This is a genomic window from Micromonospora sp. WMMD730 (assembly GCF_049178955.1).
Taxonomy (GTDB): Bacteria; Actinomycetota; Actinomycetes; order Mycobacteriales; family Micromonosporaceae; genus Micromonospora; species Micromonospora wenchangensis.
The window spans coordinates 7,196,514-7,211,404 of record NZ_JBMHML010000002.1; the positions used below are offsets into that span (position 1 = coordinate 7,196,514).

Here is a 14,891-nt window from a genome sequence, read left to right on the forward strand (position 1 = left end):
TGCGCTGTCCCGCTTCTCTACCCAGCGGCCATTCACCAGCACCGGATGTCGCCGTCGCCGGGCAGTGACAATCCGCACGCGCAGACGCCGAGGCCCCCGCTCGCGGCGAGCGGGGGCCTCGGCGTGCCGGGCTCAGGCCTGCCGGATGGCCTCGCCCTCGATCTCGATCTTGATCTTCTTGCCGACCAGCACGCCACCGGTCTCCAGGGCGACGTTCCAGGTCAGGCCGAAGTCCTCGCGGTCGATCTCGGTGCTGGCGGTGAAGCCGAACACGTCGGTGCCGAACGGGGTGCGGCCGACACCCTCGAACTCGACCTCCAGCTCGACCTGGCGGGTGACGCCCTTGATGGTCAGGTCACCGAGCAGGACGAACTCGTTGCCGTCGTGGGACTTCACGGCGGTGCTGCGGTACTCCAGCGTCGGGAACTGCTCGACGTCGAGGAACTCGGGGCTGCGCAGGTGGCCGTCCCGGTCGGCCTGGGCGGTGTTGATGCTGGCCGCCTGGATGGTGGCGGTGACCGAGGACTGCAGCGGGTTCTCGGCGACGGTGATGGTGGCGGTGGCGTCGGCGAACTCGCCGCGTACCTTGCTGACCATCATGTGCCGGGCGACGAAGCCCACCCGCTTGTGCGCGGCGTCCAGCAGGTAGGTGCCGGCGGCGGGGATGGTGAGGCCGTCCCAGTCGCGGGTAACCGACTCGGTGCTGGTCATGTAACTGCCCTCCGGGGAAGATTGTTTAGTAGCCCAACGACTGCCTGAGCAACTATAACCGCAGCAATATTCCCCGTGTCAAGCACTGTTAGGATGGCCAGGTGGACGAGACTGTGTTCGACGACCCCCGGATCACCGCCGTCGGCCTCCTGGTCGAGGCGCACGCCGGGCTGACCGCCCGGTTCACCGCCCAGTACGAGGAGCACGGCGTCTCCGCGGTCGAGTTCGAGGTGCTGATGCGCCTGGCCCGCTCCCCCGGCAACCAACTGCGGATGACCGACCTCGCCGCCCAGACCTCCCTGTCCACCAGCGGCGTCACCCGGGTGGTGGACCGGATGGAGCGCGACGGGCTGCTCCGGCGTCGCGCCTGTCCGTCCGACCGGCGCAGCTCGTACGCGGTGGCCACCCCGGCCGGCATGCAGCGGCTGGACGAGACCCTGCCCGGCCATCTCCAGATCATCGAGCAGTGGTTCACCGGCCAGCTCGAACCCGACACCCTCGCCGCCATGCTGGACGGCCTGCGCCGGGTACGCGACGCCGTCCACCCGGGGGCGACCGCCGGCAGCACCGACCAGGCCCCGACCGACGAGTCGCCGTCGGCCTGCTGACCACCCGCCGACAAGACACCGGGCCAACCGGCAGAAAAAGCGGCAGAACTCGTCGGACCCACCGGTCGCAGAGCCGCCGATCGCCGCAAAACGGACGGCCCGGCTGGCTAGCCTTCATCGCGCGGGGGAGCACCGGGGGGTGCTGGCGCGAGCGATCGAGCGAGGGGTTTGACCAGGGGGCCCGTTCGCTCGCGCCACCCCCGCGTCTAGCCCAGCAGGCGTTCCTCGTCCGGTAACAACCGGATGCCGCCGCGTCGGCACGCCTGCGCCAGCCGTTCCCGCACCTCGGCGGAGCCGGTGCTCACGGCCAGCCCGACCAGGGCTTCGACCACGTCCCGCCGGTCCTGACCGGCCGCACCGGCAGCCTCCGCCACCGCGAACCACTCCGCCGCCAACTCCCGGTCCCCCCGGTGCCGGGCCATGGTGCCCTCGATCAGCGCGCAGACCGACTCCTCCGCGCGGACCGGCCCGCCCCCGCCCGGACGCCCCCCGGCCACGCCCGCCTCCGACCGGGACCCGGGCGGCGACGGACGACCGTCGCAGCGCAGCTCGGCCAGGATCTCGGCGGCCTCGTCCAGCCGGCCCGACCGGGCCAACGCCAGGCCCACCGTGCCGAGCACCCGCCGCCGGTGCCCCGGATCACCCACCCCGGCCAGCGCGGCGACCACCCGCTGGCCCTGGTCCACCGCGTCACCGTGACGGCCCTCCAGCCGGGCCACCTCGGCCAGGTCGGCACGGGCCAACAGGCGCAGCCGGGGCTCCCCGCACTGGGCGGCCAGCCGGTCCACCGCCGCCAGCCGACGCCGGGCCGCCGACAGATCGGCGAGGCGGATCTCGTGCCAGGCCAGGTGGTGCTGGGCGACCGCCATGTCCCGGGTCCGGCCGTGCCGGGTGGCCAGGGTCAGCACCGCCTGCGCCTGCTCGGCCGCCTCGTCGTACGCACCGGTCGCGACCAGCAGGGTGCCGAGGACGGTCCGCGCCGCCAGTTCCCCGGCCACGTCGGCCCGCCCGGCGAGCACCGCGAGCGCGGCACGGGCGGCGGGCAGCTCCTGCGCCGCCGCGCCGTGCTCGGCGGCCAACCGGGCCACCCCGAGCAGCGCCCAGGCCCGCAGCACCGGATCGGCGTCGGCGGTACGGGGATCGGCGAGCAACCGGCACAGCCACTGCCGGCCGCTGACGTCCCGCCCCCGCATCCGCCACCAACGGGTCAGCTCGGCTGCCAGCCGCAGCGCGGTGACCGGATCGTCCCCGGCGGCGTGCGCCAGCGCCGCGCCGATGTCACCGGTCGCCTCGTCGAGCTGACGGACGGCCGCCGGCTGTCGCGCCCCGACCAGGTCCGGCGCGGTACGGGTCACCAACCGGGTGATCACCACGGCGTGCCGGCGGCGGACGGCGGTCAGCTCGCCCCGGCCGGCGGCCTGTTCGAGGGCGTACTCACGGACCGCGTCGAGCAGACGGAACCGCAGTGGCCCGGCACCCCGGACACTGAGCAGGCCCAACTCGACCAGCCGGTCGAGCAGCGGCACCGGGTCGACCACCCCCGACGGGTCCGGGTCGGTCTCGTCGGCGAGCAGTTCCTCGGCCAGCTCCACCGACCACCGGTTGGCGAACACCGAGAGCCGGCGTAGCGCCGCCTGTTCCCACCCGTCGAGCAGCCGGTAGCTGGTGGCGACCGCCTCGCGCAGGGTCACCGCGACCGTGGAGCGGGCCGGGTCGTCGGTACGTCCCGGCGGCGCGGCCTCCCACCCCCGCCCGCCGAGATCCGGGCCGGCCAGGTCGAGCACCCGGTCGCCGTACCGGTCGAGCAGTTCGGGCAGGTCGAGGATGCGGCCCCGGGCCGCCATCAGCTCGATCGCCAGCGGCAGGCCGTCGAGCCGGCGGACCAGCGCGGTGAGGGCGGGCAGCTCGTCCGGGCCGGGTGGTTCCGGGCGGACCCGGGTGAGCCGGGCGGTGAACAGGGCCGCCGCCGGCCACCGGGCCAGCTCGTCCGGGTCGACCACTCCGGCGGGGGGCACCTCCAGCGGGGCCACCGGGCGGACGAGTTCGCCGGGGATGCCGACCGGATGCCGACCGGTCGCCACCACCCGCAGGGTGGGCACCGCCGCGACGAGCAGGTGCACCACCTCGGCCACCGGGTCCGGGGCCCGTTCGACCGCGTCCACCAGCAGCAGCGCCGGGCGGCCCCGCAGCCGGGCGGCCAGTTCGGCGAGCCGGGCCGCGCCGAGCACCGCGCAGGCTGCGGCGAGCACGTCGTTGGCGTCGGAGCCGGTACCGACCAGCACTCCGGCCACCCCGCCCGGGTGGACGTCGGCCACCGCGTGCGCCACGGCCAGGGCGAGCGCGGTCTTGCCCACCCCGGCCAGGCCGACCAGGCTCAGCACCGGCGGCCAGCCGTCGCCGGTCAGCAGAGCGGTCAGCTCGTCGAGTTCCCGTTCCCGGCCGATCAGCTCGACCGGCGGGGGCAGCGCCATCGGCGTACCCGGGAGGTCGGGGTCGCGGGGGACGGTGCCGGCGGCGGGTGTGCGGTGCGGCAGCCCGGCGACGCCCGGAGCGGCCGGGGTGGTCGCGGCCCGGCCCCGGGCGGTGGCGAGGAAGCCGGCGCGCGCCGCGCCGGTCAGGCCGAGCGCCCCGGCGATCAGCTCGGCGGTGGTGCGGTGCGGCCGGTGGGCCCGGCCGCGTTCCAGGTCGCGGACCGTCCGCACGCCGACCCCGGCCCGCTGGGCCAGGTCGGTCTGGGTGAGACCGGCGGCCAGGCGGTGGGCCCGCACCAGCTCCCCGATGGGGGTACGACCACCCGCTGGCGAGTGATCATGATCCGGGGTCATGGGCAGGAAGGGTACGGACGGGATACGACGCCGGGCAGCCCTTCGTCGGTCTACTGACGAAGGGCTGCGGATACCCGACAGAGCCCCGTTCTCGCCCGGCGGCGGACCCGGTCCGGGGGTACGGTCAGAGGCCCAGGTCGCGGGCGATGATCATGCGCTGCACCTCGGAGGTGCCCTCGCCGATCTCCAGGATCTTGGAGTCCCGCCAGAACCGGGCCACCGGGTACTCGTTCATGAAGCCGTAGCCGCCGTGGATCTGGGTGGCCTCCCGGGCGTTGTCCACCGCGACCGTGCTGGCGTGCAGCTTGGCGATCGCCGCCTGCCGCTTGAACGGCTCACCGGCGAGCATCCGCGCGGCGGCGTCGTGGTAGGCCAGCCGGGCGGTGTGCGCCTTCAACTCCATGTCGGCGATCTTGAACTGGATGGCCTGGTAGTTGCCGATCGGCTGACCGAACGCCTGGCGCTCCTTCGCGTACTTCAGCGACTCGTCGACGCAGCCCTGGGCGAGGCCGACGGCCAGCGCGGCGATGGCGATCCGCCCCTCGTCGAGGATCCGCAGGAACTGGGCGAAGCCCCGGCCCCGCTCGCCGAGCAGGTTCCCGGCCGGCACCCGGCAGTCGTCGAAGGTCAGCTCATGGGTGTCCGAGGCGTTCCACCCCACCTTCGAGTACCCCGGCGCGACGGTGAAGCCGGGTGTCCCCGACGGCACGATGATGGTGGACAGCTCCTTCGAGCCGTCCGGGTTGGTGCCGGTGACCGCGGTGACGGTGACCAGCGCCGTGATGTCGGTGCCCGAGTTGGTGATGAACGCCTTCGACCCGTTTATCACCCACTCGTCGCCGTCCAGGACGGCCCGGGTCTGGGTGCCGCCCGCGTCCGAGCCGGTGCCCGGCTCGGTCAGCCCGAACCCCGCGAGGGCCTCCCCGCTGAGCAGCTTCGGCAGCCAGCGGGCCTTCTGCTCGTCGGTGCCGAACCGGAAGATCGGCATCGCGCCCAGGGAGACCGCCGCCTCCAGGGTGATCGCCACGCTGGAGTCGACCCGGGCCAGTTCCTCCAGCGCCAGGCAGAGCGCGAAGTAGTCGCCGCCCATGCCGCCGTGCTCCTCGGGGAAGGGCAGGCCGAACAGCCCCATCTTGCCCATCTGCCGGACGATCTCGTACGGGAAGGTGTGCCGCTCGTAGTGCTCGGCGATCACCGGGGCGACCGCCTCGCGGGCGAAGTCCCGCACGCTCTCCCGCAGCGCCTCGTGTTCCTCGCTGAGCCGGAAGTCCATCGGTTCCTCCTGTACGGGTGCCGCCCCGGACGCTCGTGACGCCGGGAACGACGGATCGGTTGGACGACCGGTCGGACCCGGTCGACGGCGGTGGCTCGGTGCCGACCGGTCGGGCCGGTCGGGGACGGCGGTGGGTCCCCGGCCGGTCAGACCGGGGTGACCCCGTGCCGGCGACGGGAGAAGTGCCGGTCCTTGCTGCGGGCGGCGGCGAACCGGCGGACCAGTTCGGCGCGTAGCTCGTGCGGTTCGACGATCGCGTCGATGACCAGCTCACTGGCGAGCCGCACCACGTCGATGTCCCGCTCGTACTCGGCCCGTCTGGCGGCGACGAAGGCGGCCCGTTCGGCCTCGTCGGCGATCGCCGCGATCTTGTTGGCGTAGACGGCGTTGACCGCCGCCTCGGCCCCCATCACCGCGATCTTCGCGGTGGGCAGGGCGATCGTCGCGTCCGGGGCGAAACCGGGGCCGGCCATCGCGTACAGGCCCGCGCCGTACGCCTTGCGCACCACCACGCAGATCTTGGGTACGGTCGCCTCGGAGATCGCGGTGATCATCTTGGCCCCGTGCCGGATGATGCCCTGCTTCTCCACCGCGCTGCCGACCATGAACCCGGGCACGTCGCTCAGGAACAGCAGCGGCACGTTGAACGCGTCGCAGAGCTGCACGAACCGGGTCGCCTTGTCGGCCGAGTCGACGAAGAGCACGCCGCCCTTGAACATCGAGTTGTTGCCGACCACGCCGACGACCTCGCCGTCGAGCCGGCCGAACCCGATGGTCAGCTCCTTCGCCCAGAGCGCCTGGATCTCGAAGAACGAACCCTCGTCGAGCAGGCCCTTGACGTACCGGCGCATGTCGAACGCCTGCCGCTCGCTGGCCGGCACCAGCGCGGCCAGGTCGACCTTGGCGGGCGCGGCGACGGCCGGGGCGGCCGGCGGTTGCTGCTGCCAGTTCGCCGGCAGGTACGACAGGTAGGTCTTCACCACGTCGAGCGCGTCGGCCTCGGTCCTGCACAGGAAGTGCCCGACGCCGGACTCGGCGCAGTGCACCCGGGCCCCGCCCATCGCCTCCAGGGTGGTCTTCTCCCCGGTGACCATCTCGACCATCCGGTCGGAGCCGAGGTACATGCTGGCGTTGCCCTCGACCATGGCCACCACGTCGCAGAACGCCGGGATGTACGCCCCGCCGGCGGCGCTCGGCCCGAACAACGCGCAGACCTGCGGGATCGCCCCGGAGGCGCGGACCTGGTTCCAGAAGATCTTGCCGGCACCCCGGGGGCCGGGGAAGAGGTCGACCTGGTCGGTGATCCGGGCGCCGGCCGAGTCGACCAGGTAGACCATCGGCACGCCTGTCGAGTAGGCCCGCTCGATGACCCGGATGATCTTCTCGACGGTACGCGCGCCCCAACTGCCGGCCTTGACCGTGGAGTCGTTGGCCATCAGGCAGACCGGCCGGCCGTCGATGGTGGCGGTGCCGGTCACCACGCCGTCGGCGGGCAGCCCCTCGGCCAGGGCGTTGGCGTAGAGCCCGTCCTCGACGAAGGAGCCCTCGTCGACCAGGAGCGCGACCCGTTCCCGGGCGAAGAGCTTGCCCTTGCCGGCGTTGGCCGCGTGGTACTTGTCGGCGCCGCCGGAGCGGGCCCGCTTGCGTAGCTGCTCCAGTGCCTCACCGTCGAGCGTCACGCCGACCCCCTCGCCCCGCGCCTCGTGGGCGCGCCCGACCGCCATGCCGCCGTGGGCGTCGTGGTGGACGCGCCGACCAGCCTGAACGATCGTTAGGCTAGCGCATCAGGGCCCCACCCGACCACCCGACCGACTTCCGCTCCGGATATTGATACTCAACTATCGATATGGCTACGCTCCAGACACCCCCTCCGGATTGGAGTGAGTCATGAACTCACGCATCAAGCGCCTCGCCGTCGCCGCCCTGGCGACGGCGACGGCGACCCTCGGCCTCACGGTCGCCAACCCCGCGCCCGCCTCCGCCGCGATGACCATCTGCTACAACACCAGCCAGGCGCCCAGCTACGCGAGCATCGCCAACCAGGCCGCCTCGATCTGGAACAACGCCACCACCAACCTGACGCTCACCGCGAACTGCGGCACCAACCTGCGGATCTACCAGATCACCGGCGGCGGCTCGTACGCCCAGCGCACCAGCCTCGGCAACGGCCGGGTCTACATCGACACCCAGCAGGCCGCCCAGTACAGCCCGCTGCGGATCATGACCCACGAGATCGGGCACATCCTCGGCCTGCCCGACAACTACAACGGCAACTGCGCGATCCTGATGTCGGGCGGCAGCGCCGGCACGAGCTGCACCAACCCGTACCCGAGCACCACCGAGGCGAACCGGGTCAGCAGCCTGTTCGCCGGCACCCTCAGCGCCAACGACCGTCGCAGCAGCACCGGCAGCCAGGTCTTCAAGGACAGCTGGCCGGGTCTGCTCAGCGTCGGCTGACCCACGACGTGACCCGACGGAGGGGCCGGCACCACGCCGGCCCCTCCCCGCGTCGTCGGGCCGATCCGCCCCCTCCGGGCCCGGTCAGGGCCGGGCGGTCAGCCGGCTACGCGGGCCGGCCCGCAGCACCCCCGACGGCAGCCGCTTGCCGAGCAGTTCCTCGGCCAACTCGGCGACCCCGATCAGGGCTTCCAGGTCGATGCCGGTGTCGATGCCCATGTCGTGCAGCATGTGCACCGCTTCCTCGGTGGCCAGGTTCCCGCTCGCCCCCGGCGCGTACGGGCAGCCGCCCAGACCGCCGACGCTGGCGTCGAACTCGGTGATCCCCAGCTCCAGGGCGGTCAGCAGGTTCGCCAGCGCGGTACCCCGGGTGTTGTGGAAGTGCAGCAGCACCGGCACGTCGGGCTCCCGGTCACGGACGGCGGTGACCAGCTCCCGGACCCGCCGGGGCGTACCCATGCCGGTGGTGTCGCCGAACGCGACCCGGTCGGCGCCGTCGCGGACCACCCGCTCGACGATCCCGGCGACCCGCCCCGGGTCGACGTCCCCCTCGTACGGGCAGCCGAAGCTGGTCGCCACGATCACCTCGGCCCGCGCGCCCGCGCCGTGCAGCAGGTCGATCAGCTCGGCGATGTCGTCGAGCGACTCGTCGGTGGAGCGGTTGACGTTGCGCCGGTTGTGCGTGTCGCTGGCCGAGACCACCACCTCGATCTCGGTGAAGCCGGCGGCCAGGGCCCGCTGGGCACCCTTCGTGTTGGGCACCAGCGCCGAGTAGCGGACCCCCTCGGCCTTCCGGGCCTGCTGCCACACCTCGTCGGCGTCGGCCATCTGCGGGATCGCCCTGGGATGCACGAACGACACCGCCTCGATCCGGCGCACGCCGGTGCCCGAGAGGGCGTCGAGCAGCCGCACCTTGGCCCCGGTGGGGATCGGCTCCTCGTTCTGGAGCCCGTCGCGGGGCCCGACCTCCCGGATCGACACCGCCGCTGGCATCTGACTCATGGTCACCTCGCTGTGACATCGGGTCGCCGGAGGTTCGTCCCGCGTCGTCGCCCCTCGTGGGGGGCGACGACCGGCGACGCCGGACGACCGGTGGTCCCTCCAGGGAACCACCACGCCGTCCGCCGCCGCCACACCGCCCCGGATCTCGGGCCGGCCGGGTGTCGGGCCGCCCCGGGTGTCGGGCCGCCCCGGGTGTCGGGCCGGCCGGCCCCGGAGGTCACCGGCCCGACGGGCCCTCCACCAGCTCGGCGGCGGTGCGCACCACCGCCGCGACCGCGCCCGCCCAGGCCACCGCGTCCTCCCGGCCCAGGACCAGGGCCATCGCCACCGCACCCTCGGCGAACAGCGACATCGACCGCAGGATCCGGCCCACCCGACGACGGTCGGGTCGCGGACGCGCGCCGCCGGTCAGTCTTCCGCTTCCCATGTTCCCCGCTCCCAGGCCGCATGACCGGCGACGGCATCTCCACCGCCGGGTGACGCGTCCGGCTCCCGCCGCGCGTGTGCCGACCGAGGGCCGGCGAAGGTGCGGCGACGAATCCGGTCGCACGACGGGCCCAACGACGGGCCGGGCCGGGCCCGCACGCCGTTCTGGCCGGGCAGTGCCGGGACGGGCGGCCAAAGTGGACCGTCCGGCGACGGCTCCGGGAAACGACCACCCCGGTCCCGGGGCCCGACCGTCCAACCCGGACGGCGCTCCGGCGCTACCCGGACAACGACCCGGCCAGAAACTGACCACGGACACAGGCTGGGGCGCTCACGATTTGTGGATGGAGGGTACGAATACCTTCCCGGGTCAGACAGCTCCGCACGAAAGGTCCGCCCATGCTCTCCGACACCAGTACGCCGACCCCGGCCCGGGGCCGGCACCAGCGGCACTGGCTCGTCCCGCGCGAGCACCTGGCCGCCGGCTACGCGGCCCGGTACGGGTCGCCGGCGGTGTCCGAGTACGCGCTGGCGGTCCGTGACCTGGTCGAACGGTCCCCGGAGATCGGGACGGTCGACACCTGGAGCAGGCTGGCCGAACGGATCTGCCGCAACCGGCCGGGCCGGGACCGGGACACCTGGCGCAAGCGGCTGTCCCGGCATTTCACCACCGAGACCAAGGGGCCGCCGTGGCAGACGGTGGTGCTGGTGGTCGAGTGCACCGTCGCACCCGCCGACCGGCAGGCCACCCTGCGCCGGTTCGAACGGCTCTACGAGGCGGCCCGGGGTGAACCGCCGACGGACCGTCGACCGACCGACGGCCGGGCCCACCCGCACGGCCCCGGGCCGCAGGTGACCAGCCCCGACGGGTCGACCCCCACCACGGACGACGCCGGCCGGATCATCGCCCAGCTCCGCGCGGAGAACGCCGTGCTGCGGCGCACGCTGGCCGCCCGGGAAGCCGAGAACGACCTGCTCCGCGCCACCATCAAGACCGCGAACCGGACCACCCCGAAGGGCCACCCGCACCGGGCGCCCGACGGGGGTAACCACCCGGCGGACCCACCGGGACGGGAGGCGGCCCTGCTCGACGGGCTGGCCCGCAAGGACCGCAACCCGGGGCACTTCCCCGCCGGCCCGACCCCGACCAACGACGCCCCGGCCGGCCGGCACCGCCCACCCCGGATCGACACGGTGTCGCTGCCGCCCCGGATCGACGTCGTCGGCCCGCCGCCGCACCGGCCGATGCCCCGGCCGCACCCGCCGGGCGGGATCCGGCGGGCCTGACCACGCCGCGCGGGGTCAGGCCCGCCGCCGGTCAGCGCATCCGGCCGACGATGCCGGTGTCGTAGTCGCCGGAGACGAAATCCCCGTTGGTCAGCAGCTCGGCGAAGAAGGGCAGGTTGTTCTTCGGGCCGGCCACCGCGAAGCCGGCCACCGCCGTCCGGGCCCGCTCGATCGCCTCTGCCCGGTCCGCCCCGGTGACGACGAGCTTGGCCAGCAGGCTGTCGTAGAACGGGGTCACGGTGTTGCCGGCGACGTACCCGGAGTCGACGCGTACCCCCTCGCCGGTCGGTTCCACCCAGGTGCCGATGACGCCGGGGCCGGGCAGGAACCGCTTCGGGTCCTCCGCGTTGATCCGCAGCTCGATCGCGTGCCCGCGCGGGGTCAGTGCGTCCGGGTCGAAGGTCGGTGGCAGGCCGGCCGCCACCCGTAGCTGCTCCTCGACCAGGTCGACGCCGTAGACCAGTTCGGTCACCGGGTGCTCCACCTGCAGCCGGGTGTTCATCTCCAGGAAGAAGAACTCCTGCGTGGCCGGGTCCAGCAGGCACTCGACGGTGCCCGCGTTGCGGTAGCCGACCGCCTCGCCGGCCCGCACGGCGGCGGCCAGGAACCGCGCCCGCAGCTCCGGCGAGACCGCCGGGGAGGGGGACTCCTCGACCAGCTTCTGGTTGCGCCGCTGCACCGAGCACTCCCGCTCGCCGAGCGCCACCACCCGGCCGTCGGCCAGGCCGAGGATCTGCACCTCGACGTGGCGTACCCGGGGGAAGTAGCGCTCGATGAGCACCGAGCCGTCGCCGAACATCCGCTCGGCGAACGCGCGGACCTTGTCGTACTCGGTGCGCAGCGCGGCCTCGTCGGCGGCCACCGCCATGCCCATCCCGCCGCCACCGGCGGCGGCCTTGACCATCACCGGGTAGCCGATCTCCGTGGCGGCGGCGACCGCCGCGTCGAGGTCGGTGGCCGGTTCGGTGGTGCCGGGCGCGACCGGCACCCCGGCCGCCGCCATCAGGTTCCGCGCGTTGATCTTGTCGCCCATCGCGGTGATCGCGTCCGCGCCGGGCCCGACCCAGACCAACCCACGGGCCTGCACCGTACGGGCGAAGTCGGCGTTCTCCGACAGGAAGCCGTAGCCGGGGTGGATCGCCTGCGCGCCGGTGGACTCGGCGGCGGCCAGGATCGCCTCCACGTTGCGGTAACTCAGGGCCGGGTTCGCCGGTCCTACGCACACCGCCTCGTCGGCCTCGACCACGAACGGCAGGTCGGCGTCGGCCTCCGAGTGCACCGCGATCGCACGGATGCCGAGCCGCTTCGCGGTACGGATGATCCGGCGGGCGATCTCGCCCCGGTTGGCGACCAACAGCGACTCGATCATGTTTCCTCCAGCGTCCAGGGTGGGGACGGTTGCTCAACGTCCAGGGGTGCGGACGGATGCCAGGAAACCACGGTCGGGCCGTCGGCCACGAGTCGGGCGGGAGGGTCAGGAGTCGGTCTCGGCGAGCAGGGCGGCCAGCGCGGCGGCTCGCAGCAGCGCCGCCCGACGCCGCCTGTCGACCTCGCCACCGAGGAACGGGGTCGAGTTCATCAGGCCGAACGCGGCGTGCGCCAGCACCCGCGCCTCTCCGTCGGGCAGCCCCGGGTGCAACGCGGTCAGCACGGTCACCCACTCCTCGACGTACAGCCGCTGGAGCTTGCGGATGCGGCGGCGCGGCTCGTCCGGGAGGCGGTCCAGCTCGTGCAGGTGCAGGGCGATCACGGCCGGGTTCGCCAGCGCGAAGTCGACGTGGAAGTCGATCAGGGACTCCAGCGCGCCACGCGGGTCGCCCGGACGGCTCGCCGCCCGGTCCCGGCCACCGTCGAGCAGCCCCTCGCTGACCGGGATCAGCGCGGCGGCCAGCATCGCCTCCTTGCCGGCGAAGTGGTGGTAGAGGGCGGGGCCGGTCACCCCGGCGGCCGCACCGATGTCGTCCATGGAAACCCCGTGGTAGCCACGGGCGGCGAAGAGCCCGACCGCGATCTCCAGGATCTCGTCGCGCCTCGACCGGCGCCGGCCCGCGCTGCCTGCGCTGCCCCTAGCCTGCTGCCCCACAGTCACCTGGCAAGCGTAGACCTCGACCCGGACACCGGGGCCCCTCGGTTACCCGCGGGTTCACCAGGCGGACAGCGGCCGCCGGGCGGGGTGCTGGCCCGGGTGCCGGCGGTGGCCGCCGGGAGCCGCCGGTGATCGCCGGACGGCGTGCCCCGCCGGCCCTAGCCTGGGAGGGGAGGGAGGGTGGGATGACGGCACGACGGCCGGACCGGTCGCTGCTGCTCGCCGGTGGCCTGCTGGTCGGCGCGGGCATCTTCGACGTGCTGTCCGGGATCGGCGACGTCGACAGCGGCGACGTCTACGTCTCGCTGCACGCCGACGGGCTGGTCTTCTACGACCTCACCGACTGGGCCTGGCTGCACGTGGCGAGCGGGGTACTGCTGGTGGCGAGCGGCCTGGTCGTCGCGTTCGCCCGCCGCCGCTGGGTGACCGCCGCCATGGTGGTCGGGGCGGTGGTCGTCGTCGTGCACCTGCTGTTCGCGCCGTACCACCCGATCGAGGCGTTGATCGTGGTGGGGCTGACCCTCGCCGCCGTCCGGCTGGTCGTCCGGCAGCGGCGCGGCGACCGGGACGACGCGCGGGTCAGGACGGCTGGCAGACCTTCCCGGTGAAGGACGGGTCCGGTTGGCGGACGTCGTTCCAGGCGGGGTTGACCCGGATCGCCAGTGGTGGCGCCTGCCAGCCCGCGCCGAGTTGCTGGAGCAGCGGATACTCCCGCCGCATCCGGCTCTCCGGCACCCCGGCGAGGAAGTGGATCAGCCGGTCCTGGACCAGTGAGCGGCCCAGCAACCCGCCGTGCACCCCGGGCATCTGGAACACGGGGATGCCGGTGTACTCGCCCGGCGGCGCCTCGGTCGCCGTGGTGGTCGGCAGGAAGGCCACCATGCGCACGCCCGGCACCGGGCACATCAGCTGGTTGCGGTAGAAGGGCGCGTTGTCCAGCAGGGAGCGGATGAACGGCTCGTCCGGCCCGGCGTCGGTGACCCCGAACAGTTCGATCGTCCCGAGCAGGGCCCGTAGCTGCCAGCCGGTGGCCACACCCCAGCCGTGGGACGCCCCGGCCGGCGGGTAGTACGCCCGCCCCGCGTTGATCAACGGGCTGAACATGACCAGGGTGTCCACCGCCGGGTGCGGGCGCTGCGCGAGGTAGGTGCGGGCGAGCATCGCCCCCTCGCTCTCCCCGATCAGCGCCACCGGCCGGCCGGTACGCCGGTGCAGGCGGTCCACCTGCGTCTGGAGCAGGGCGGCCCCGCTCTCCAGCGACCGGTTGGTGTCCGACGACCGGTACGGCAGCGGCCGGCCGTCCCCGTCCAGCCCCCGGTAGGAGAACCGTTCCACGTTCGCGTCAACGGGCGGGGTGCCGTCGTAGGCGGACCCGTGACCGGCGAGGACGATCACCGCGTGCCGGACGTCGGCGGGTAGCCGCTGCCCCAGCACCACCTGCTCGATGGTCACCCCCGCCGGGACGACCTGCACCAGCACGGGGATCGTCAGCGGCACGACGAGCGCCAGCGCGACGGCGATCGGGGCGACCGGCACCCGCGCCCAGCGCACCCGGGGGGCCAGCACGGCGACGTGCACGGTGCGTTCCCAGAGCAGCCCGTTGGCCGCCCCGGCGAACAGCGCGACGGGCACCGTCCACCAGCCGGGAACGCTCCAGCACAGCGCGCTCGCCACGGTGATCACCACGAAGTTCAGCAGCGACCAGCCGACCAGGGAGATCGACGGCAGTCCACGCCACCACGGCCCGACCACGGCGGCGCGTTGCAGGAACGGCGCGAGCAGGAACATCGGCAGCAGCGAGGCGAGCAGCACCCAGGAGAGCGCGACCACCGAGGCGGCCACCGAGATCAACGCCCAGGGTGCGACCAGCACGACGACCACGACGGACAGGCCGAGGTTGCGGCCGAGCAGCCAGCGCAGACCGGGCCGGTCCACCCCGGCGGGCCAGGCGAGCGTGACCAGCCCGGTGGTGAGCAGCGCCCGGAACCCGATCACCAGCAGCAGTCCGACCAGGAAGTCGGGCCACGAGTCGTGGTAGACGTACAGCCAGCGCAGGTCGTGGTAGGTGTCGTACGGCCAGACGGCGGTGACCTGGGAGGACAGCCCTTCGGCGGCGACGAACCCGAGGCGTACCAGTAGCAACGCCTCGATCGCCGGGGGCAGGGCGGCCAGGGCGAACAGCGCCGTCAGCCGGGCTCGCGGTCGGTGCACGCCCT

At 73.6% G+C, this 14,891-nt stretch carries 13 protein-coding genes; 4 read left to right on the top strand and 9 right to left on the bottom strand.

Features of this window, described 5'->3' with window-relative positions; translation table 11 throughout:
• Positions 1 to 132: 132 nt before the first annotated feature.
• Complete coding sequence (locus ACN265_RS30920; protein WP_204925562.1) at positions 133 to 711, bottom strand: YceI family protein; 579 nt, start codon at positions 709 to 711, stop codon at positions 133 to 135.
• A gap of 101 nt (positions 712 to 812) precedes the next feature.
• Here ACN265_RS30920 and ACN265_RS30925 point away from each other — a divergent pair, with 101 nt between their 5' ends.
• A complete protein-coding gene (locus ACN265_RS30925) occupies positions 813 to 1,319 on the top strand; it encodes a MarR family winged helix-turn-helix transcriptional regulator (RefSeq protein WP_421410890.1) in 507 nt (168 codons plus the stop codon).
• 206 nt (positions 1,320 to 1,525) lie between these two features.
• Here ACN265_RS30925 and ACN265_RS30930 read toward each other — a convergent pair whose 3' ends face one another.
• The 3 genes from ACN265_RS30930 to ACN265_RS30940 form a co-directional block, all read right to left on the bottom strand.
• Complete coding sequence (locus ACN265_RS30930) at positions 1,526 to 4,144, bottom strand: ATP-binding protein (RefSeq protein ID WP_421410891.1); 2,619 nt, start codon at positions 4,142 to 4,144, stop codon at positions 1,526 to 1,528.
• A 124-nt stretch (positions 4,145 to 4,268) separates the two neighbouring features.
• Positions 4,269 to 5,417 (bottom strand): acyl-CoA dehydrogenase family protein, encoded by a 1,149-nt coding sequence (locus tag ACN265_RS30935; RefSeq protein WP_204925559.1) that lies wholly within the window; start codon positions 5,415 to 5,417, stop codon positions 4,269 to 4,271.
• Between the two features lie 146 nt (positions 5,418 to 5,563).
• Positions 5,564 to 7,096, bottom strand: coding sequence for an acyl-CoA carboxylase subunit beta (locus tag ACN265_RS30940; protein ID WP_421410893.1), 1,533 nt, complete (start codon positions 7,094 to 7,096; stop codon positions 5,564 to 5,566).
• A 208-nt stretch (positions 7,097 to 7,304) separates the two neighbouring features.
• Here ACN265_RS30940 and ACN265_RS30945 point away from each other — a divergent pair, with 208 nt between their 5' ends.
• On the top strand, positions 7,305 to 7,874 hold the full coding sequence (locus tag ACN265_RS30945; RefSeq protein WP_357924891.1) for a snapalysin family zinc-dependent metalloprotease: 570 nt from the start codon (positions 7,305 to 7,307) through the stop codon (positions 7,872 to 7,874).
• Between the two features lie 84 nt (positions 7,875 to 7,958).
• Here the strand turns inward: ACN265_RS30945 and ACN265_RS30950 are convergent, their stop codons facing one another.
• Complete coding sequence (locus tag ACN265_RS30950) at positions 7,959 to 8,876, bottom strand: hydroxymethylglutaryl-CoA lyase (RefSeq protein WP_421410894.1); 918 nt, start codon at positions 8,874 to 8,876, stop codon at positions 7,959 to 7,961.
• Positions 8,877 to 9,093: 217 nt separating this feature from the next.
• Positions 9,094 to 9,303: a hypothetical protein gene (locus ACN265_RS30955; RefSeq protein WP_421410896.1), complete on the bottom strand. Its 210-nt coding sequence runs from the start codon at positions 9,301 to 9,303 to the stop codon at positions 9,094 to 9,096.
• Between the two features lie 398 nt (positions 9,304 to 9,701).
• On the opposite strand from ACN265_RS30955, the gene ACN265_RS30960 reads away from it, so the two are divergent.
• Positions 9,702 to 10,589: a hypothetical protein gene (locus ACN265_RS30960; RefSeq protein ID WP_421410897.1), complete on the top strand. Its 888-nt coding sequence runs from the start codon at positions 9,702 to 9,704 to the stop codon at positions 10,587 to 10,589.
• A 31-nt stretch (positions 10,590 to 10,620) separates the two neighbouring features.
• Here the strand turns inward: ACN265_RS30960 and ACN265_RS30965 are convergent, their stop codons facing one another.
• Together ACN265_RS30965 and ACN265_RS30970 are read right to left on the bottom strand one after the other, a co-directional pair.
• The gene (locus ACN265_RS30965; RefSeq protein ID WP_421410899.1) at positions 10,621 to 11,958 is read right to left on the bottom strand and encodes an acetyl-CoA carboxylase biotin carboxylase subunit; all 1,338 of its coding nucleotides are present in this window, start codon (positions 11,956 to 11,958) and stop codon (positions 10,621 to 10,623) included.
• Between the two features lie 105 nt (positions 11,959 to 12,063).
• On the bottom strand, positions 12,064 to 12,678 hold the full coding sequence (locus tag ACN265_RS30970; protein ID WP_145917209.1) for a TetR/AcrR family transcriptional regulator: 615 nt from the start codon (positions 12,676 to 12,678) through the stop codon (positions 12,064 to 12,066).
• A 182-nt stretch (positions 12,679 to 12,860) separates the two neighbouring features.
• Between ACN265_RS30970 and ACN265_RS30975 the strand changes: the two genes are divergently transcribed.
• The gene (locus ACN265_RS30975) at positions 12,861 to 13,283 is read left to right on the top strand and encodes a DUF7144 family membrane protein (RefSeq protein ID WP_421410900.1); all 423 of its coding nucleotides are present in this window, start codon (positions 12,861 to 12,863) and stop codon (positions 13,281 to 13,283) included.
• Here the strand turns inward: ACN265_RS30975 and ACN265_RS30980 are convergent.
• Entirely contained in the window at positions 13,255 to 14,886 is a 1,632-nt protein-coding gene (locus ACN265_RS30980) for an esterase/lipase family protein (protein ID WP_421410902.1), read from the bottom strand. The genes ACN265_RS30975 and ACN265_RS30980 overlap by 29 nt on opposite strands.
• Positions 14,887 to 14,891: the final 5 nt, after the last annotated feature.